Source organism: Pseudomonas morbosilactucae (assembly GCF_023241715.1).
GTDB lineage: Bacteria > Pseudomonadota > Gammaproteobacteria > Pseudomonadales > Pseudomonadaceae > Aquipseudomonas > Aquipseudomonas morbosilactucae.
On sequence record NZ_JALQCW010000030.1, the window covers coordinates 152,691 to 170,457 of the forward strand.

The window sequence follows — 17,767 nt, forward strand, 5'->3', positions numbered from 1 at the left end:
CGAATCTTCGCTGACCCGCTTTGAAGTTTCACCGCCGCCCCAAGGCCTTGGCCCGGTTTTATCGGTGATCGGTCCAGCGGGCCAATCGGCAAGTTCTGAGCGGCCTAGACCATTTCCAGGCGTTGCTTGCGTTGTGGGGCCTTGAACACCTGATCCAGGGCCAGGCAATCCTCGGGGGCCAGTTGCAGGTCGGCGGCTGCGGCATTCAGGGCAACGTGGGCCGGTTGGGTGGCCTTGGGAATGGCGATCACACCGTCCTGGCGCAGCAGCCAGGCCAGGGCGACCTGGGCCGGGGTGGCGCCATGGCGCGTGGCGATCTGCTGCATCAGTGGCTCGGCCAGCAGCGCACCGCCCTGGCCGATCGGACAGTAGGCCATCAACGGCATTGCTTGTTGCTGGCACCAGGGCAGCAGGTCGAACTCGATCCCGCGCGCTTCCAGGTTGTACAGCACCTGATTGGTCGCGCAGGCGGGGGCGTCGAGTTCCTCCAGGTCGGCGACGTCGAAGTTGGACACGCCCCAACGGCCGATCTTGCCTTGTTCGCGCAGGCGCTCGAAGGCCTCGACGGTTTCAGCCAGCGGGTACTGCCCGCGCCAGTGCAGCAGGTAGAGGTCGATGTAGTCGGTGCCGAGACGGCGCAGGCTGCCTTCGCACGCTTTGGGAATGCCCCCGCGACTGGCGTTGTGCGGGTACACCTTGCTCACCAGGAACACCCGCTCACGCAGGCCGGCGATGGCTTCGCCCACCACCTGTTCAGCGCCGCCTTCGCCATACATTTCGGCGCTGTCGATCAAGGTCATGCCCAGGTCGATGCCGTTGCGCAAGGCTGCGACTTCCCGGGGGCGTTGCCGGCGGTCCTCGCCCATGCGCCAGGTGCCCTGGCCCAGCACGGGGACTTGGGCCCCGGCCAATTGCAGCGTTCGCATCACCGTTCTCCCATCTACGCTTCAAGGCCCTCAGGGAAACAAAGGCCCGGCATCCGGTCAAGCGTTGCTGAGCGATGCCCGACCGAGGCGTCAAGGGCCTTGGACAGCACCTTGAATACCCCCTGGCCGGCGGCAGGCAGGGCAGGCCGAGGCTGATCCGACGGGCAAAATCTTGGTTCTTGTTATTCTTTTATGGAATAAAATACTAATTATTTATTCCTTTAAAATCGAGCGGCAAGGGTGCACCTTTAGCACCAGAGGCTTCTAGCCCACCGGTACTCAACTCCACACAGGAATGCCCGACATGACCATCAAAGCCATCAACGTACGCAACCAGTTCAAAGGCGTGATCAAGGAAATCCACCAGGGCGAAGTGGTGTCCGAAATCGACGTGCAGACCGCTTCCGGCATCGTCACCTCGGTGATCACCACCCGCTCGGTGCGCGACCTGGAGCTGAAGATCGGCAGCGAAGTCATCGCCTTCGTCAAATCCACCGAAGTGTCCATCGCCAAACTCTGACGGCGGCTGCTCTCAAGGACGCCTGCAACTCACAGTGGAGTGAAACATGCCGCAGTCACTGGACATCACCGCCTTGCCTGTACTGGACCTCGCCTTGCTCGATGGCACGGCGACGCAGCGCCAGGCGTTCCTCGACGAGCTGCGCCATGCGGCGCGGGATGTCGGCTTCTTTTACCTCACCGGCCACGGTATCGACGCGGGCCTGCTGAGCCAGGTGCAGGACCAGGCCCGGCAATTCTTCGCCCTGCCGGACAGCGAGAAAAACGCCGTGGCCATGGTCAACTCGGCGCACTTTCGCGGCTACAACCGCCCTGCCTCGGAGATCACCCGCGGTCGCCCGGATTTACGTGAACAGTTCGACCTTGGCGCCGAACGCCCGGCCCTCGAACTGACCCCTGAAAGCCCCCATTGGGCTCGCTTGCAGGGCCCCAATCAATGGCCCGAGGCGCTGCCTCAACTCAAGCCGCTGCTGCTGGCCTGGCAACAGGCAATGACCGCCATGTCGCTGCGCCTGCTGCGGGCGTTCGCCGAGGCCCTGGCACTGCCCGCCGACGCTTTCGACCCGCTATACGGCGAGCGTCCCAACGAACACATCAAGCTGATGCGCTACCCGGGGCAGGCCGACGACGCCAGTCACCAGGGCGTCGGCGCCCACAAGGATTCAGGGTTCCTGAGTTTCCTCCTGCAAGACCGGCAGGCCGGGCTGCAGGTCGAGATCGAGGAGGGCCGCTGGATCGACGCGCTGCCCCGGGACAACGCCCTGGTGGTGAACATCGGCGAACTGCTGGAACTGGCCACCAACGGCTACCTGCGGGCCACGGTGCACCGGGTGCTGTCGCCGGCCCTGGGCCAGGAGCGTTTGTCGATTGCGTTTTTCCTGGGTGCCCAACTGGATGCCGTGGTGCCGCTGTACCCGCTGCCCACCGCCTTGCTGCGCGAAGCCCGGGGCCCGGCCAGCGACCCTGACAACCCGTTGTTTCGCGACGTGGGCTGGAACTACCTCAAAGGCCGCCTGCGTTCCCACCCCGATGTGGCCCAACGTTTTTATGCCGATGCCCTGGTGCCCAACGCCCAGACCGCCTGACCCCTCATTTGATCAAGGACTATTCTCATGCTGAAAAAAACCGCATTGACCCTGGCGGTGGTGGCCGGGCTGTTGACTTCGTTTGCCGCCAGCGCCAGTGAACCGCTGCGTGTGGCCGCCGACCCGGTGCCCCACGCGCAGATCCTGGCTTACGTGCAGAAGCTCGACCCGCAGCTCAACCTCAAGGTCATCGAGATTCCCAACGGCGTGAACTCCAACGAGCTGTTGGTCCATGGCGACGTGGACGCCAACTACTTCCAGCACCTGCCGTACCTCAAGTCCCAGGAGCAGGCCCTGGGTCAGAAACTGGCCGTCGCGGCGACCGTGCACATCGAGCCCCTGGGCATTTATTCCCATCGCCATAAAAGCTTCGACCAGGTGCCGCAAAAAGGCACGGTGGCGGTGCCCAACAACGTCACCAACCTCAGCCGCGCCCTGTACCTGCTGCAGGACAATGGCCTGATCAAGCTCAAGGCCGGTTTCAACGATCCCTCTACCGACCAGGCCACCCCCAAGGACATTGCCGAGAACCCCAAGCAACTGAAGATCCTCGAAATCGAGTCGCCGCAGATTCCTCGGGCCCTGGATGACGTGGACCTGGCGGTCATTAACGGCAACTACGCCCTGGAAGCCGGGCTGGTGCCGGCCAAGGACGCCTTGGGCCTGGAGAAGGCGAAGAACAACCCGTACGCCAATATCCTGGTGACCACGCCCAAGCTGCAGGACGATCCGCGCATCAAACAGTTGGCCAAGGACCTCAATTCGCCCCAGGTCGCCCAGTTCATCACCGAGCACTACTCAGGTTCGGTGATCCCGGTGGTGAGCAGCCAGCCATGATCCAGATCGAGCAGTTGAGCAAACGCTATGGCCCGGGGCAGCCCGCTGCCCTGGACCAGGTGTCCCTGAGCATCCCCGACGGCGCCGTGTACGGCATTCTCGGGCGCAGCGGCGCCGGCAAGTCGACCTTGCTGCGTTGCCTCAACTTGCTCGAGCGCCCCGACAGCGGGCGCATCCTGCTCGATGGGCAGGACCTCACGGCCCTGTCCGACTCGGCCCTGCGCTTGCAGCGCCAGCGCATCGGCATGATTTTCCAGGGCTTCAACCTGCTGCACTCGCGCAACGTGTTCGATAACATCGCCGTGCCCCTGGAAATCGCCGGCCTCGGCAAGCCCCAGCGGCGGGCGCGGGTTCTGGAATTGCTGGACCTGGTGGGCCTGGCCGACAAGGCCGAGGCCTTTCCTTCCCAGCTGTCCGGGGGCCAGAAGCAACGGGTCGGCATTGCCCGGGCCCTGGCGGCGCGTCCGGCCTATCTATTGTCGGACGAGGCCACCAGCGCCCTGGACCCGGAAACCACGGCATCGATTCTTCAACTGCTGCGCGACATCAACCGCCAGCTCGGCCTGACCATCGTGCTGATCACCCACGAACTGGACGTGGTCAAGTCGATCTGTGACCACGTGGCCGCCCTGGCCAATGGCCGTTTGCTCGAGGCCGGGCCCATCGGCGAACTGCTGGCCGACCCCGACTCCAGCCTCGGTCGTTCCTTGTTGCCGGGCTACACCCGGCCCCTGGGGGGCGAGCAGGCGGTGGCGGAGCTGACCTTTTTCGACCAGCAACGGGCGGCACCGGTGTTCCAGGAGCTGGCCAGCCAGGGCCTGGAGCTGGACTTGCTCGGCAGCGGCGTCGAGGTCATCGGCGGGCGCCAGGTCGGGCGCCTGCGCGTGGCCCTGCGCGAGCCGGGTGACGGGCGCAAGCTGGCCCAGGTGGTGGCCTTTCTCAAGCAGCGCGGCGTGCGCGCGGAGCGTCTATGAATCGCACCATCGACTGGAATGAAATTCTTCAACTGGTACTCAATGCCACCGGCGAAACCCTGTACATGGTGTTGCTGGCCGGGCTCTTTACCTTGCTGATCGGCCTGCCCCTGGGGGTGTTGCTGTTTATCAGCCGGCGCGGCGGCTTGTATCCGCTGCCCCGGCTCAACGCAAGCCTCGGCAGCCTGGTCAACCTGGGCCGCTCCCTGCCTTTTGTGGTGCTGTTGATTGCCCTGATTCCCCTGACTCGGCTGGTGGTGGGCACCACCCTGGGCAGCACGGCGGCGGTGGTGCCGATCACCATCGGAGCCTTTCCGTTTTTTGCCCGGATCGTCGAAAACGCCCTGGACGAAGTGGACAAGGGCCGCATCGAAGCAATCCTCGCCATGGGCGGCGACATTCGCCACGTGATCCTCAAGGTACTGCTGCCCGAAGCCTTGCCGGCGCTGTTGGCGGGGTTGACCCTGACCCTGGTGATGCTGATCGGCTTTTCCTCCATGGCCGGGGTTATCGGTGGCGGCGGCCTCGGCGACCTGGCGATCCGCTACGGCTATCAGCGCTTCAACAATGAAGTGATGGTGGCCACGGTGGTGGTCCTGGTGTTGCTGGTCCAGGGCGTGCAAAGCCTGGGGGACCGCCTGGTGCGTTCCCTGGCTCATCGCCGCTGAAAGGGTCGGCCTAGAGGCGTTTCTGGTCTTTTCGTAGCGCTGCCCGGCGAGATCGAGGAAAAACGTCGGCCGGGTTAGATCGATTATTTCTTTAGGTTATGTGCATAGCGTGCAAAGGCATATCTATAGCGCCGGAATATCGGTCACAAACACCGCCTTCTCCGTCATGAAGGAGAATTGCGCGTTATAGCGGATATTCTCGCCACCGCCACACCGATTACCCCCGCCGCAACATCCATCGACGTCGCTGGACCGCCATCTTGCTGCTCTCGGGCCAGTCCCTAGAATCGGCTCCATTCGCTTGATCCGACTATCCAAGCTTCAGGGAGCCACACCATGATGAACGCCATGCAAATGCCAATGCCGATGAACAACACCATGCCGATGATGCCGATGATGGGCATGCCGGTGATGATGGCGACCATGACCTGCGAAATGATGGACGACGGCATGCAGTGCAAGATGATGCCGGCCGCTGGCATGGACATGGCGATGTTCAAGAACAGCGCTGAAATGATGCAGATGATGATGAACTGCGGCATGCCGATGATGATGCACTGCGGCAACATGAGCATGATGTGCATGTCCCAGTCGGCCATGAGCATGCCGATGATGAACATGATGATGCCAATGCCGATGATGGGCATGCCCATGCCGTCGATGAAGTGCGTGATGGAATGCACCATGATGGCCGACGGCATGATGTGCAAAATCATGCCGATGGCCGGCATGAACATGGACATGATGAAGAACTGCTGCACCCTGATGATGAAAATGATGAACGACTGCAGCATGCCGATGATGATGAGCTGCAACGGCATGCCGATGATGTGCTGCACCTGCTGATACATCGCAGCGGCTGAAAGCACAAAGCCCGGCTGGGGTTATCCCGCCGGGCTTTTTCGTGTCTGTGATTTACGGCGGCGGGCTCAGTCCAGGCGTTCCGGGTGGGTCACCACCAGGTAGGCCACGGCTTCGCTGTCGGCCGGGTTGCGGTAGCGGTGGGGCTGGTCGGCGTAGAACAGGATCGAGTCGCCGGTGGACAGCAGGTAGCGTTCGTCGTTGACGCTGATCTCCAGCACCCCCTGGGACACCACCAGGTTCTCCTGGACCCCGGGGCCGTGGCCTTCGGAGAACTCCTCGCCCAGGGGGCTGAGGCGCAATTCGTAGAATTCCGATTGCCGTGCGGTATCGAACGGGAACAGGGCGCGGCTGACAAAGGCGCCGTTGGCACTCACCAGACGCTTGCTCTGGCTCGCCGAGAGCAGGGCCACACCATCGAACGAACGCTGTTCAAGAAAGGCTGCCACGGACACCTTGAGGGCCTTGGCAATCTTGCACAGCACTTTGATCGACGGCACGCTGCGGCCGGATTCGATCTGCGCCAGCATCGCCCGGCTGACCCCGGACTGGCGGGCCAGGGCGTCCAGGGACAACTGGCGCTTGCCCCGCAGGCGCTGCAGGTTCTGCGCAACCCGGGCGCTGATCGGGTCTTCTTCCTGGGCTTCCAAGGCCTTCAACTCCAGGGCGGGCTCATCGACGCTGGCCAGAAAGCGCGACGGGTCTTGGGCGTTCACCCGAGACGGGTCTCGATGGTGCGGCTGGCCTGGACCCACTGCATGACCTGGAAACCGGCGTTGCGTGCATACATTTCCCACATGGCCCGTGCCTGTTGCTGCGCCTGCTTGCGTTTGCGGAATTGGGCGAGGTCGATAACCTTGTCAGTCGATTTCATAAGGCACTTCACTGTGGTGACCAATGGACGGGATGAACTGAGAGTACGTGGATATTTTTATAACGATAAATACTGATTTTTTATTTATTAATTCCTTTTGGGTCTTAGTGCGGCCGCGCCTCAAATCACTTGGGCGCGGTGCAATTCGGTCAGCGCCAGGGCCTTGAGATTGGCCAGCAACGGGTCGCGCCGATCCCGGGGGTGAGCCAGGTCCACCGCCAGGTCGCGGCGAATGGTGCTGGGACGATTGTCCATCACCAGCACCCGGTCGCTCAGGTACAGCGCCTCGTCGACGTCATGGGTCACCAGCAGCAGGGCGATAGCGTGGTGGTCGGCCAATTGCAGCAGCAGGTCCTGGAGTTTCATCCGGGTAAAGGCATCCACGGCGCTGAAGGGCTCGTCCAGCAGCAACACCTGGGGCCGTGAATACAGGCCGCGGGCAATCGCCACACGCTGCGCCATGCCCCCCGAGAGCGCCTTGGGCAGGGCCCCGGCAAAACCGCCGAGGCCGACTTCTTCAATCAATTGCGCAACCCAGGCGCGGTCGTAATCGCGATCGGCACTGAAGCCGATGTTCTGTTCCACCGTCAGCCAGGGCATCAGCCGAGGCTCCTGGAACACGAAGGCCACTTGCGTGGCGTGGCTCTGCAGTTGGCCCTGAAAGTCTTGCTCCAGGCCGGCGACGATGCGCAGCAGGGTGCTTTTGCCGCAACCGCTGGGGCCCAGCAGGCTCACGGCCTCTCGGGGGCGCAGTTGCAGGTGGATGTTGTTCAGCACCGTGGTCGTGGCGAAGGTCTTGCGCTCGACCCGGATGTCCAGCAGGTGTTCACTCATGGCTCATTCCTTGGCGTTGTGGCCGTTGAAGGTGTCGCGCCAGGCCAGGCAGCGTTTTTCCAGGCTGGCGAGCAGGCCGTCGCTGACTTTGCCCAGCAGCGCCAGGACGATGATCGCGGCCAGCACTATGTCCGGGCGCGACGTTTCGCGACCGTCGCTGAGCAGGTAGCCCAGGCCCTTGGTGGCGGCAATCAGTTCCGCCGCCACCAGGAACATCCAGGCCAGGCTCATGCCGGCGCGCAAGCCAGTGAACAGGCCGGGCAGGGCCGCCGGCAGGAGAATCCGGCGCACCAGCCGCAGGCGACTGAAGCCGTACATTTGCCCGACCTCCACCAGCTTGCGGTCGATGTTGCGGATCGCCGCCACGCCATTGAGGTACACCGGGAAAAACGCGCCGATGGCAATCAGCACGATCTTCGAGGTTTCGTCGATCCCCAGCCAGAGCAGCAACAGCGGGACCCAGGCCAGGCTCGGGATCGAGCGCAGGCCGGCGAAGGTCGGTTCCAGCCAGGCTTCGGCTTCCCGGCTCAGGCCGACCCAGGCGGCGAACACCAGGGCCAGGCTGGCACCGATGGCAAAGCCCAGCAGCACCCGCAACAGGCTGGCGCTGATGTGTTTCCACAAGGCGCCCTGGGCCAGGTCGCCGAGGGTGACGGCAATCTCGCTGGGGGCGGGCATCTGGTAGGCGGGCAGCCAGCCGATGCGCACGATGATTTCCAGCACCAGGATAATCAGCACGGGCAGGGCCAGGCCCTTTAGGCGCAAGCGCCAGGCCGGGCTCAGGGACGAGGGCAGGGCGCGGGTTGCGGGCAGGGCCAGGCGTGCGGGCGGGTCGTTGCTTTTGCTGGTCATGGGGTTCTCCGATGACGGCGGGCGGTGGCGACCACGGCGAATCCGCGACGAGCGCGGATTCGGCGGCTGCAGACGGCGAGGGTTATTGGCGGGCGACGCTGTCCTTGGCGCCGGTGTCGAGCAACTGGTCGATCACCTGATCGACATTCACCCCACGGCGCACCAGCTCTTCAGAGACCAGGATCGGCGCGGCGGCCTTGGAGGCAATCACGTCCTGGGCGCTCAATTGCGGACTATTAAGGTCAGTGCGCGACAGTTGCAGCTTGGCCACGTCCAGGGGCAGGCCGGATTCACTGGCCAGCAGTTGCGCCAGCTCGGCCGGGTTTTTCAGTGCCCATTCCCGGGCTTGTTCATAAGCGCCGATCACGGTCTGGATGGTCTGTGGGTGCTCCTTGGCGTATTTTTCGGTGACGCTGACCACGCCGTAGCTATTGAAGTGGCTGTTGCGGTAGAGCAGGCGCGAACCGGCCTGTACCTGGCTGGCGGCCATGTGCGGGTCGAGGCCGGCCCAGGCGTCTACGTCGCCTTTCTCCAGGGCGGTGCGGCCATCCGGGTGCTGCAGGTGCACCAGCTCCACGTCGTCCTTGCTCAGGCCGGCTTGTTGCAGGCTGCGCAAGGTAAACAGGTAAGGATCGGTGCCTTTGGTGGCGGCGATCTTCTTGCCCTTGAGGTCGGCGATGCTCTGGTACGGCGAGTCCTTGCGCACCACCAGGGCGGTCCATTCGGCGCGGCTGTAGACGTACACCGACTTGATCGGGCTGCCATTGGCCCGGCTCAACACCGCCGCCAGGCTGGCCGAGGAGGCGAAATCCACACCGCCGCTGTTGAGGTACTCCAGGGAGCGGTTACTGCCCTGGCTCAGTACCCAACTGACCTTGGTCTGGGGCAGGGCCTTTTCCAGGTAGCCGAAATGCTTGAGCACCAGGCTGACCGGCGAATAGTAGGCGTAGTCCAGGTGCACCTCGGCCGGCGCGGTTTCCGCCGCCTGGGCCAGGGGTTGCAGGCTGAGGGCCAGGGCACAGGCGCTGATCAGGTACTTGGCGCTGGCGAGGGAAAAGCGAAATGTGGTTTTCATGGGGCGGCTCCAGGCAAGGCAACGATAGGGCGATATTCTTATTTCCGAAAAGTCGGATAGAAGGAGTTAATCCTGCTTAAAAGGAATATTGCAGGCTCTGTGCCATTTACCCCAAAGCGCCGCCCACGGGCCCCGCGCAAGCCTCCAAAACCCAGGCAACTGTTGCTCGCCAAACAGTCTGTTGACCCACTGTTGCTCCATCAACATCTCCGCCTTGACCCTCATCGCCACCCAACTGAGCGCCCACTGAACCCCGATAAAACCGGCTATGTGCTTATGCATAAAACGTATTTCAGAATCTGATTCTAAGAGCGTTATGGTCTATGCAAATCGTCCCTCCCTTTCAAGGAATCACCCCATGAACCTCTCTCGACACCTGCGCGGGTTGCTTGCCAGTGCCTTGCTTGCGGCGCCTCTGGCGCAGGCCGCGGCCCCGGTGGTGCTGAATATCGGCGACCAGAACTACTACAACATTCGCGCCTCGGTGGAGGCCTCCGGGGTGCTGGAGGGCGCGCCTTATCGCGTCGAATGGAAGCACTTCCAGGCCGCTGCACCCCTGGCCGAAGCCCTGAACACCGGTGCCCTGGACGTTGGCTTCCTCGGTGATTCGGGCTTCCTGTTCCTGGCGGCCAAACAGGCGCCGGTCAAGCTGATCGGCGTCTCGCGGCAAAACCCCGACACCATCGCCTTGCTGGTGCCCAAGGACTCCCCGGTGAAAACCATCGCCGACCTCAAGGGCAAGAAAGTCGCCTACTGGCCGGGTGCCTGGAGCCAGCAACTGACCTTGCGTGCTCTGGAGAAAGCCGGCTTGCCGGAGGACTACGTCGAGTTCGTCAAGCTGATGCCGATCGATGCGGCCGCCGCCTTGCCTCAAGGCAGCATCGACGCGTTTCCGGTCTGGGAACCCTACATCTCCCAGCAGATCGTGTTTTCCGGAGCGCGGCCGATCTTCACCGCCAAGGACCTGATGCCCGGGCTGAGCGCCATTGCCGCCTCGACCCCGGCCATTGAGAGTAAGCATGAAGCCATCGCCGACTTTCTGCAGCGCCTGAAAAAGGCCCGGGCCTGGGTCGACAACCACACCGATGAATACGCTGACCTGTGGGCGAAAAAAGCCAACCTTGATCAGAATGTCTCGCGCCATTGGTTGCGCCAGGCCCACCTGAGCATCGGCCCGGTGGACGCGCAGGCGGCCAGCGACCTGCAGAGCACGGCGGATTTCCTGTTCAAGGTCAAAGCCTTGCCCGCACCCCTGGCCACCGCCCCGATCATCGACCCTTCGTTCGCCCAGGCCCTGGCGCAATAACCCCCAACAATCCGCCCGCCTCGAAACCGCCATCGCCGGCAAGCCGGGCTCCTACGGGTTTTGTTGCATCCCGGTGGTGGTGTTGCTCCGGCAACAGTGGCGGAACAGATTGCCGTGGGGGATACAGCGTTTACGCCGGCGCCGCGCGGTGCAGCCCCAGTAAAACGGGGTTCGAGCGGGGTTGGCCTGGCCTGTGCAATGACCGATGCAGCACCTTTGAATCAGCCTCACGGAGTAGGCCCAATGCCCGCAGTCGCTCTATCGCCGAACCTCAATCACCGCGCTCCCCGTCGTCTCTTCCCCCGCAAAGGCTGGCAGGCCCTGGCGTTGGCCATCCTGGCCGCCACCTTTGGGGTGACGGCCCAGGCCGATGACGCCGACGTGCCGTCCCTGGCCGGCAAACGCATTGCCATCAGCATGACCGGTACCAGTCACTACTTCGATATCAAGGCGTTCCAGGCCCAGGTCGATGAGGTCAAGCGCCTCGGTGGCACGCCCATTACCCTGGACGCGGGGCGCAATGACAAAAACCTGGTGACTCAACTGCAGACCGTGGTCACCCAGAAACCCGACGCGGTGATCCAGACCCTGGGCACCCTCAGCGTGATCGACCCCTGGCTCAAGCGCATCAACAAGGCCGGGATTCCCTTGTTCACCATCGATGTACCGTCCCAATACAGCATTAACAACACCACGTCCGACAACGTCGCCACCGGCAAGGCCCTGGCCGATCAGTTGATCAAGGACAGCGGCGGCAAGGGGCAGATCCTGGTGTTCAACGGTTTTTACGGGGTGCCGGTGTGCGCCATCCGTTATGACCAGTTGAAGCTGGCCCTCAAGGATCACCCGCAGTTGCAGATCATCGAGCCCGAGCTACGGGACGTGATCCCCAACACCGTGCAGGACGCCTATTCCCAGGTGTCCGCCCTGCTCAACAAGTACCCCAAGGGCAGCGTCGCAGCGATCTGGTCGGCCTGGGACATTCCCCAACTGGGCGCCAGCAAGGCCCTGGTGGACGCCGGCCGTACCGAAATCAAGACCTACGGCGTGGACGGCACCCCGGAAGTCCTGGAGCTGCTCAAGCACGACAACTCGCCCATCGGCGCGGTGGTGGCCCAGCAGCCGGCGCTGATCGGCAAGACCGCGGTGCAGAATGTGGCCCGCTACCTGGCCGGGCAGCATGACCTGCCGAAGGAAACCCAAGTGCCGACCTTGCTGACCACGGCGGCCAATCTGCCCGAGGTCCAGCAACTGCGTGGCGACCAATAAACGCGGGTTTTATCAAGCGCTCAAGCCACAGGCCGATGCCTGAACGGCCATCGCATCACGCCACGGTCTTGAGGGTTAACTCCAAAAGAACTGGCTAACTAACGGAACACTTCGGTGTTCCTTTTTTTTGCAAAAAAATCGTTGACTGGAACTTGAGTGCCAACTTTCTAGTGTTTGCCGGACAACACTGTGCTGACAGTTTGTTGTGTTATCGCGGCTTTTATAAAGAGTAATTAGTTTCATAAATATTTGAAAAATATAGATTTAAAGACATGGCATGAATTTCGGATAGAGCAGGTTGCACACACAACCACTCCCTACTTTCTATAACTAAAGAGTCTGCCATGCGTAAAGTTGCTGCCTTGTCTGTATTGGTCGCGGCCACCCCGGTTACTGTCTGGGCTGCCGATGAACAGGGTTTTATCGAAGACAGTCATTTGAATATCCTCAACCGGGATTTCTACTTCAGCCAGGACTTCCGCAACGGAAGCAGTGCCACCAATCCTCATACCGGCGAGCGCCAGAGTCGTCGTGCGGAGTGGGCCCACGCCATCATCGGGCGCTTCGAGTCCGGCTTTACCCAGGGCACGGTGGGCTTTGGGGTCGACGCCTATGGCCAGGTCGGGATCAAGCTCGACGGCGGCGATGGCGTGGTGGGCAACGGTGTCGGTGGCCCGGGGCTGATCCCCCGTGAAGGCGACAACAATGGCGAGCCCAAGGACCAGTGGGGCAAGGCCGGTGGCGCGGTCAAGCTGCGGGCCTTCGACACCGTGGTCAAGTACGGCGACGTTTCGCCCACCAGCCCGGTGGTGCACGCCAGTGATATCCGTCTGCTGCCGCAAACCCTGCGTGGGCTGATGTTCGACAACACCTCGATCGACGGCCTCAAGGTCGAAGGCGGCAAGCTCACGGCCTCCAGCGACCGCACCGGGGTCAACCACAGCGGCGACCTGGGCACCGTGTACGGTGGGCGCCTGAAGGGGGCGGACGACGTGCAGTACCTGGGCGCCGACTACCGCTTGAACGACAACTGGAGCTTCAAGTTGCACACCAGCCGCCTGGACAACGTCTGGGACCAGTCCTTCGCCCGGGTCGACTTCCGCCAGAAACTCAGCGACACCCTGGCCTGGGACACCGGCCTGAACTACTACCGCACCCGGGACAGCGGCAGCGCCTTGCTGGGGGCCATCGACAACGATGCCTGGAGCACTCACCTGGGCCTGGACGTGGGCTTCCACCGTTTCCTGGTGGCCTATGAACAGGTGCGCGGCGACTCACCCTTCGACTACGTGTGGAACACCTACGACCTGGAGCTGGACAACGCCTCCCAGTGGTCGGACTTCAACAACCCCAACGAACGTTCGTGGCAGGCCAGCTACACCTACAACTTCGCCGGCCTCGGCATCCCCGGCTTGAGCATCACCGGGCGCTACCTGCGCGGCGACAACATCGACGGCACCAAGGCCCAGGGCGGCTACAGCTACTTCAACAGCGTCAGCGACGGCAAGCACTGGGAGCGCAACCTGTGGGCCACCTACGTGGTGCAGAGCGGGCCGGCCAAGGACTTCAAGGTCAATGTGTTACAGGCCACCCACCGGGTCGGCGGCGACTTCGGCAACTACGAGTCGAATGTCGATGAGTTGCGGGTGATCCTCGAATACCCCCTGGACCTGCGCATGCTCTGAGCCTGCCGGCTGTTGCCCAGTCAACAGTGCCCCAACACTTTGCCTGCCCGCTGACAGCCGTCGCCCGCCCAGCCCTTGACCGATGCGCCGCGTGGCGCCTGGCTGCGCGGGCGGTGCGTCCCGGCACGAAGCGTGCTGAGACAAGGTGATTGCCAACAAGGACATAGCCATGGACCCGATTCACACCGCCGCCCAGGCGCCGCCCGCGGCCCTGGAAATGCGCGACATCCATAAACGCTTCGGCGCCACCCAAGCCCTGGCCGGGGTCAACCTGCGCCTGGCGCGAGGCTCGATCCACGGGCTGGTGGGGGAGAACGGCGCCGGCAAGTCGACCCTGATCAAGGTCCTGGCCGGGATCCATCGGGCCGACAGCGGCAGCCTGAGCATCGACGGCCAGGATTTTGCCGCCCTCAAGCCTGGCCAGCTGGAAGGCCTGGGCTTGCAGTTCATTCATCAGGAACGGCTGCTGCCCGCCAGTTTCACCGTGGGCGAAGCGCTGTTTTTCGGCCGCGAACTGCGCCGTGGCCCCTGGCTCGACCGCCGTGCCCAGGAGCGTGAGGCGGCGCGCCTGCTGCAGGAGTATTTCAACCTGACGTTCCCCGCCGGCGCCCTGGTCAGCGAGCTGGACAGCGCCCAGCGGCAGATTTTACAGATCACCCGGGCCTTGCTGGCCAAGCCGAAGATTCTGGTGTTCGACGAACCCAGCGTGTCACTGGTCAAGCGTGAGGTGGACCAGTTGCTGGCGATCATCCGGCGCCTGCGGGACGACGGTTTGTCGATCCTCTACATCTCCCACTACCTGCAGGAAATCGAAAGCCTGTGCGACGAGGTCACGGTGCTGCGTAACGGCCGCGACGTGGCCCGGGTCGACCCGCGCAGCACCTCGACGGCGCAGATCGCCCGGCTCATGGTCAACCGCGATGTGGGCGAGATGTACCCGCGCAGGCAGCGGGTGCCGGGGCCGGTGCTGCTGGAGTTGAAGGGCCTGGGCCTGACCGGCTCCGGCGCGGCACCGGCGTACCAGGGCATTGACCTGAGGCTTCGCCGTGGCGAAGTCCTCGGCCTCACCGGGCTGGTGGGCTCGGGGGCCAAGGAGTTGCTCAAAAGCCTGTTCGGCCTGGTGCAGCCCGACCAGGGTGAGGTGCATTGGCAGGGTCGCCTGATCCGCCTCAAGTCCCCTCGCGACGCGGTGCGCCAAGGCATTGCCCTGGTGCCGGAAGAGCGCCGCAGCCACGGCATCGCCCCGGTGCTTTCGGTGCTGGAAAACCTGACCCTGGCCAGCCTGGAGCGCTTCAGCCGCTGGGGCTGGCTCAAGGCCCCGGCCGAGCGCCGAGAGAGCCAACGGCTGATCGACGAACTGGCCGTCAAGACTCCGGGCCCTGACGCGGCCCTGCAGCACCTCAGTGGCGGCAACCAGCAGAAGGTGGCCCTGGGCAAGTGGCTCAGCCGGGACTCGGCCCTGTACCTGCTGGATGAGCCCAGCGTCGGCATCGACATCGGCGCCAAGGTGGAAATCTACCGGCTGATCGGGCGCCTGGCCGAGGAGGGCGCGGCGGTGCTGGTGCTGTCCTCGGACCTGCCCGAGCTGATCGGCATCACCGACCGCATCCTGGTCATGCACCGTGGCGCCATCGCCGGCGAGTTCGATGCCCGCCAGGTCGACAGCGACCGCTTGCTGGCCTGTGCCACCGGCGCCAGCGAAACCCTCCCCAGCCCTGTGCCCGTGCTTCGGAAGCCTGAACATGCCCTTATCTGAAACCCTGTTTCCACCCCGCGCCGACCTGTCCCGGCGCCTTGGCCTACTGCTGGTGCGCCGAGGTTCGCTGCTGGCGTTCCTGGCGATTCTCGTGGGCTTTTCCCTGAGTGCGCCGAACTTCCTCAGCTACGGCAACATCGCCAACGTCTTTGCCCAGTCGGCCATCCTCGGCATCCTGGCCTTCGGCCTGACCTGCGTGGTGATTGGCGGTGGCTCCAACGTGCTGTCCGGTGGCCTCGACCTGTCCCTGGCGGCCAACCTGGGCTTGTGCGCGGCGGTCTACAGCAGCCTCAACAATGCTGAATTCGGCCCAGTGCCTGCGGTCGGCCTGACCTTGCTGTGCGGTCTGACCGTGGGCGCGCTGAACGGCATCAGCGTGGTGCTGCTGCGCCTGCCGCCGCTGTTGGCGACCCTGGCCAGCATGAACCTGATCGCCGGGCTGGAACTGGTGCTGACCCAGAACAGCGTGCTGCCCACCGATTCGTCCCTGCTCGACACCCTGGCCAGCGGCGTTTGGCTGCAAGTGCCGGCTCTGGCCTGGGTGCTGTTGGCGGTGGCCGGGCTGCTGACCTTGCTGATTCAGCACAGCCCCTACGGCCTGCGCCTGTACGCCGTGGGTGAATACCCGGAAGCGGCGCGTGCAGCGGGCCTGGGCCTGGGGCGCTACGGCTTTTCCAGCTATCTGCTGGCGGGCCTGTGCGCGGCGCTGGCGGCCTTTTGCTCGGCGGCGTTCTTCAGCGGCAGCACCACCGGCTCCGGGGACATGCTGCTGTCGGTGGTGGCCATTGCCTTTCTTGGCGTGGTGTTTTCCCGGCGCCTGGTGGCGAATATCCCCGGGACCCTGCTGGCGACGCTGTTGCTGGGCTTTCTGATCAATGGCTTCCAACTGCTGAACATCTCCAGCTTCTGGGTCAATGGCGTGCAAGGTGTGTTGATCTTGCTGGTGGTGGCGCTGTCCAGCGCCCTGGGCAAACAGGAGGGCGCCGTATGAGCACGTCAATCGTCGTGACTTCGGGCAATGCCCTGGGTCTGCGCCTGCTACGCGGCATCCTGCCGTTGCTGATCGGCCTGATCCTGGTGTTCTTCGCCCTCACGGCGCCGGGGTTTCTCACCCTCGGCAACCTGTCGAGCCTGGTGCTGAACAATTTCGTGCTGCTGGCGATCATCGCCGTGGCCATGACCTGGGCGGTGGCGGCGGGCGGCATCGACCTGTCGGTGGGCACCTCGGTGGACTTTGCCAGCCTGGCCTTTGTGGTCCTGCTCAATGGCGGCTACGGCGTGCCCCTGGCGATTGCCGGCGCCTTGCTGGCCGGGGCGGCAGCGGGGCTGTTCAACGGCGTGCTGATTGCCGGGCTGCGCATTACCCCATTCCTGGCCACCCTGGGCACGCTGTTTATCGGCACCAGCGTGCAGCAACTGCTGTCCGACGGCGGCCAACCGATCTACATCCAGCAGGGCGTGTTGCCGGGCCTGGGCAGCCAGACCCTGCTCGGGGTGCCGCTGCCTTTGTGGCTGGTGCTGCTGGTGGCGCTGGTGTACGGCCTGATCCTCGCGCGCGGGCGCCTGGGCCGGGAAATCCTCGCCCTCGGCACCCAGCCACAGTTGGCCCGTTACTCCGGGTTGTCAGTGCGCGGGATTGCCTGGCGGGTGTTCCTCGGCAGCGCCTTGGCCTGTGCAGTGGCCGGGGTGCTGCTCAGCTCCACGGTCAATGCCTATGTGCCGATGTCCGGCAATGCCTACCTGATCAACGCCATCGGCGCGGTGTTCATGGGCACCACCCTGAGCCGTACTGGGCGCGCCAATGTGCCCGGGACTTTGCTGGGGGTGCTGTTTATCAACGTGATCGCCAATGGCCTGCTGCTGATCGGCTGGAATTTCTATTGGCAGCAAGTCGCCACCGGCGCGCTGATCCTGCTGGTGCTGGCCGCCAGTTTTGCCACTCGGCGCCTGGCCCAGGGCTGAGTCGAAGGGTGCCTCTGGCCCTGGTCAATGCCCCTGCCAGCCCTGGCAGGGGCACCCGGCTATATGTCTCTAACCTGCAGGGCTTGGGGGCTTATTTTGCTTCTAATCCTATTTGTTTGAATCGTTTTATAAATCTATGAATATTAATGATTTATTTATTTTTTACGTGGATTGGCAAGCCAACCTCGGCGGCGCAGCTATTCCCGGCTTTCAGGGGCCAAGCCCCCGGGTTCCGGGGGCCAAGTGTTGGTGGGGCAACAGAGGTTAAGCAGGCTGTGCGTCGG

18 protein-coding genes are annotated in these 17,767 nt (G+C 63.6%); 12 read left to right on the plus strand and 6 right to left on the minus strand.

The window, feature by feature from the left end; genetic code table 11:
* Positions 1 to 104 precede the first annotated feature (104 nt).
* Positions 105 to 926 carry an aldo/keto reductase gene (locus tag M1B34_RS13760; protein WP_268262012.1) on the minus strand — a complete coding sequence of 274 codons (822 nt, stop codon included), beginning with the start codon at positions 924 to 926 and terminating at the stop codon, positions 105 to 107.
* A gap of 304 nt (positions 927 to 1,230) precedes the next feature.
* Between M1B34_RS13760 and M1B34_RS13765 the strand changes: the two genes are divergently transcribed.
* The 6 genes from M1B34_RS13765 to M1B34_RS13790 all read left to right on the plus strand — a co-directional run bounded on the left by M1B34_RS13765 (position 1,231) and on the right by M1B34_RS13790 (position 5,855).
* The gene (locus M1B34_RS13765) at positions 1,231 to 1,446 is read left to right on the plus strand and encodes a TOBE domain-containing protein (protein WP_123332697.1); all 216 of its coding nucleotides are present in this window, start codon (positions 1,231 to 1,233) and stop codon (positions 1,444 to 1,446) included.
* Between the two features lie 46 nt (positions 1,447 to 1,492).
* Positions 1,493 to 2,530: an isopenicillin N synthase family dioxygenase gene (locus M1B34_RS13770; RefSeq protein ID WP_123332700.1), complete on the plus strand. Its 1,038-nt coding sequence runs from the start codon at positions 1,493 to 1,495 to the stop codon at positions 2,528 to 2,530.
* Between the two features lie 27 nt (positions 2,531 to 2,557).
* Complete coding sequence (locus tag M1B34_RS13775) at positions 2,558 to 3,367, plus strand: MetQ/NlpA family ABC transporter substrate-binding protein (RefSeq protein ID WP_123332701.1); 810 nt, start codon at positions 2,558 to 2,560, stop codon at positions 3,365 to 3,367.
* On the plus strand, positions 3,364 to 4,341 hold the full coding sequence (locus M1B34_RS13780; protein WP_123332703.1) for a methionine ABC transporter ATP-binding protein: 978 nt from the start codon (positions 3,364 to 3,366) through the stop codon (positions 4,339 to 4,341). Before M1B34_RS13775 ends, M1B34_RS13780 begins: the two co-directional genes overlap by 4 nt.
* Positions 4,338 to 5,009: a methionine ABC transporter permease gene (locus M1B34_RS13785; protein WP_279653299.1), complete on the plus strand. Its 672-nt coding sequence runs from the start codon at positions 4,338 to 4,340 to the stop codon at positions 5,007 to 5,009. The genes M1B34_RS13780 and M1B34_RS13785 overlap by 4 nt, the downstream gene beginning before the upstream one ends.
* A gap of 336 nt (positions 5,010 to 5,345) precedes the next feature.
* Positions 5,346 to 5,855, plus strand: a complete 510-nt coding sequence (locus M1B34_RS13790) for a hypothetical protein (RefSeq protein WP_268265420.1) — start codon at positions 5,346 to 5,348, stop codon at positions 5,853 to 5,855.
* A gap of 83 nt (positions 5,856 to 5,938) precedes the next feature.
* On the opposite strand, the gene M1B34_RS13795 is transcribed toward M1B34_RS13790, so the two are convergent.
* The 5 genes from M1B34_RS13795 to M1B34_RS13815 all read right to left on the minus strand — a co-directional run bounded on the left by M1B34_RS13795 (position 5,939) and on the right by M1B34_RS13815 (position 9,505).
* Positions 5,939 to 6,529: a helix-turn-helix domain-containing protein gene (locus tag M1B34_RS13795; RefSeq protein ID WP_259740418.1), complete on the minus strand. Its 591-nt coding sequence runs from the start codon at positions 6,527 to 6,529 to the stop codon at positions 5,939 to 5,941.
* 53 nt (positions 6,530 to 6,582) lie between these two features.
* On the minus strand, positions 6,583 to 6,744 hold the full coding sequence (locus M1B34_RS13800) for a hypothetical protein (RefSeq protein WP_185039232.1): 162 nt from the start codon (positions 6,742 to 6,744) through the stop codon (positions 6,583 to 6,585).
* Positions 6,745 to 6,864: 120 nt separating this feature from the next.
* Positions 6,865 to 7,578: an ABC transporter ATP-binding protein gene (locus M1B34_RS13805; RefSeq protein WP_268265421.1), complete on the minus strand. Its 714-nt coding sequence runs from the start codon at positions 7,576 to 7,578 to the stop codon at positions 6,865 to 6,867.
* A gap of 3 nt (positions 7,579 to 7,581) precedes the next feature.
* Positions 7,582 to 8,430: an ABC transporter permease gene (locus M1B34_RS13810; protein WP_123332712.1), complete on the minus strand. Its 849-nt coding sequence runs from the start codon at positions 8,428 to 8,430 to the stop codon at positions 7,582 to 7,584.
* Positions 8,431 to 8,512: 82 nt separating this feature from the next.
* The gene (locus M1B34_RS13815) at positions 8,513 to 9,505 is read right to left on the minus strand and encodes an aliphatic sulfonate ABC transporter substrate-binding protein (protein ID WP_123332714.1); all 993 of its coding nucleotides are present in this window, start codon (positions 9,503 to 9,505) and stop codon (positions 8,513 to 8,515) included.
* A gap of 358 nt (positions 9,506 to 9,863) precedes the next feature.
* Here M1B34_RS13815 and M1B34_RS13820 point away from each other — a divergent pair, with 358 nt between their 5' ends.
* The 6 genes from M1B34_RS13820 (at position 9,864) to M1B34_RS13845 (ending at position 17,483) form a co-directional block, all read left to right on the plus strand.
* Positions 9,864 to 10,811: an ABC transporter substrate-binding protein gene (locus M1B34_RS13820; protein WP_268265422.1), complete on the plus strand. Its 948-nt coding sequence runs from the start codon at positions 9,864 to 9,866 to the stop codon at positions 10,809 to 10,811.
* Positions 10,812 to 11,054: 243 nt separating this feature from the next.
* The gene (locus M1B34_RS13825) at positions 11,055 to 12,080 is read left to right on the plus strand and encodes a sugar ABC transporter substrate-binding protein (RefSeq protein WP_268265423.1); all 1,026 of its coding nucleotides are present in this window, start codon (positions 11,055 to 11,057) and stop codon (positions 12,078 to 12,080) included.
* Between the two features lie 344 nt (positions 12,081 to 12,424).
* The gene (locus M1B34_RS13830; RefSeq protein ID WP_123332721.1) at positions 12,425 to 13,765 is read left to right on the plus strand and encodes an OprD family porin; all 1,341 of its coding nucleotides are present in this window, start codon (positions 12,425 to 12,427) and stop codon (positions 13,763 to 13,765) included.
* 169 nt (positions 13,766 to 13,934) lie between these two features.
* Positions 13,935 to 15,521 (plus strand): sugar ABC transporter ATP-binding protein, encoded by a 1,587-nt coding sequence (locus tag M1B34_RS13835; protein ID WP_425273514.1) that lies wholly within the window; start codon positions 13,935 to 13,937, stop codon positions 15,519 to 15,521.
* Complete coding sequence (locus M1B34_RS13840; RefSeq protein ID WP_268262007.1) at positions 15,508 to 16,512, plus strand: ABC transporter permease; 1,005 nt, start codon at positions 15,508 to 15,510, stop codon at positions 16,510 to 16,512. The genes M1B34_RS13835 and M1B34_RS13840 overlap by 14 nt, the downstream gene beginning before the upstream one ends.
* Positions 16,509 to 17,483, plus strand: a complete 975-nt coding sequence (locus M1B34_RS13845; RefSeq protein ID WP_123332727.1) for an ABC transporter permease — start codon at positions 16,509 to 16,511, stop codon at positions 17,481 to 17,483. Before M1B34_RS13840 ends, M1B34_RS13845 begins: the two co-directional genes overlap by 4 nt.
* Positions 17,484 to 17,767 lie beyond the last annotated feature (284 nt).

Excerpts from the sequence above, each read along its gene's own strand:
- M1B34_RS13825 (WP_268265423.1), top strand. The coding sequence starts at position 11,055 with ATGCCCGCAGTCGCTCTATCGCCGAACCTCAATCACCGCGCTCCCCGT.
- M1B34_RS13810 (WP_123332712.1), bottom strand. The coding sequence starts at position 8,430 with ATGACCAGCAAAAGCAACGACCCGCCCGCACGCCTGGCCCTGCCCGCA.
- M1B34_RS13840 (WP_268262007.1), top strand. The coding sequence starts at position 15,508 with ATGCCCTTATCTGAAACCCTGTTTCCACCCCGCGCCGACCTGTCCCGG.
- M1B34_RS13765 (WP_123332697.1), top strand. The coding sequence starts at position 1,231 with ATGACCATCAAAGCCATCAACGTACGCAACCAGTTCAAAGGCGTGATC.
- M1B34_RS13790 (WP_268265420.1), top strand. The coding sequence starts at position 5,346 with ATGATGAACGCCATGCAAATGCCAATGCCGATGAACAACACCATGCCG.
- M1B34_RS13760 (WP_268262012.1), bottom strand. The coding sequence starts at position 926 with ATGCGAACGCTGCAATTGGCCGGGGCCCAAGTCCCCGTGCTGGGCCAG.
- M1B34_RS13775 (WP_123332701.1), top strand. The coding sequence starts at position 2,558 with ATGCTGAAAAAAACCGCATTGACCCTGGCGGTGGTGGCCGGGCTGTTG.
- M1B34_RS13780 (WP_123332703.1), top strand. The coding sequence starts at position 3,364 with ATGATCCAGATCGAGCAGTTGAGCAAACGCTATGGCCCGGGGCAGCCC.
- M1B34_RS13835 (WP_425273514.1), top strand. The coding sequence starts at position 13,935 with ATGGACCCGATTCACACCGCCGCCCAGGCGCCGCCCGCGGCCCTGGAA.
- M1B34_RS13800 (WP_185039232.1), bottom strand. The coding sequence starts at position 6,744 with ATGAAATCGACTGACAAGGTTATCGACCTCGCCCAATTCCGCAAACGC.
- M1B34_RS13805 (WP_268265421.1), bottom strand. The coding sequence starts at position 7,578 with ATGAGTGAACACCTGCTGGACATCCGGGTCGAGCGCAAGACCTTCGCC.
- M1B34_RS13785 (WP_279653299.1), top strand. The coding sequence starts at position 4,338 with ATGAATCGCACCATCGACTGGAATGAAATTCTTCAACTGGTACTCAAT.
- M1B34_RS13820 (WP_268265422.1), top strand. The coding sequence starts at position 9,864 with ATGAACCTCTCTCGACACCTGCGCGGGTTGCTTGCCAGTGCCTTGCTT.
- M1B34_RS13845 (WP_123332727.1), top strand. The coding sequence starts at position 16,509 with ATGAGCACGTCAATCGTCGTGACTTCGGGCAATGCCCTGGGTCTGCGC.
- M1B34_RS13770 (WP_123332700.1), top strand. The coding sequence starts at position 1,493 with ATGCCGCAGTCACTGGACATCACCGCCTTGCCTGTACTGGACCTCGCC.
- M1B34_RS13815 (WP_123332714.1), bottom strand. The coding sequence starts at position 9,505 with ATGAAAACCACATTTCGCTTTTCCCTCGCCAGCGCCAAGTACCTGATC.
- M1B34_RS13830 (WP_123332721.1), top strand. The coding sequence starts at position 12,425 with ATGCGTAAAGTTGCTGCCTTGTCTGTATTGGTCGCGGCCACCCCGGTT.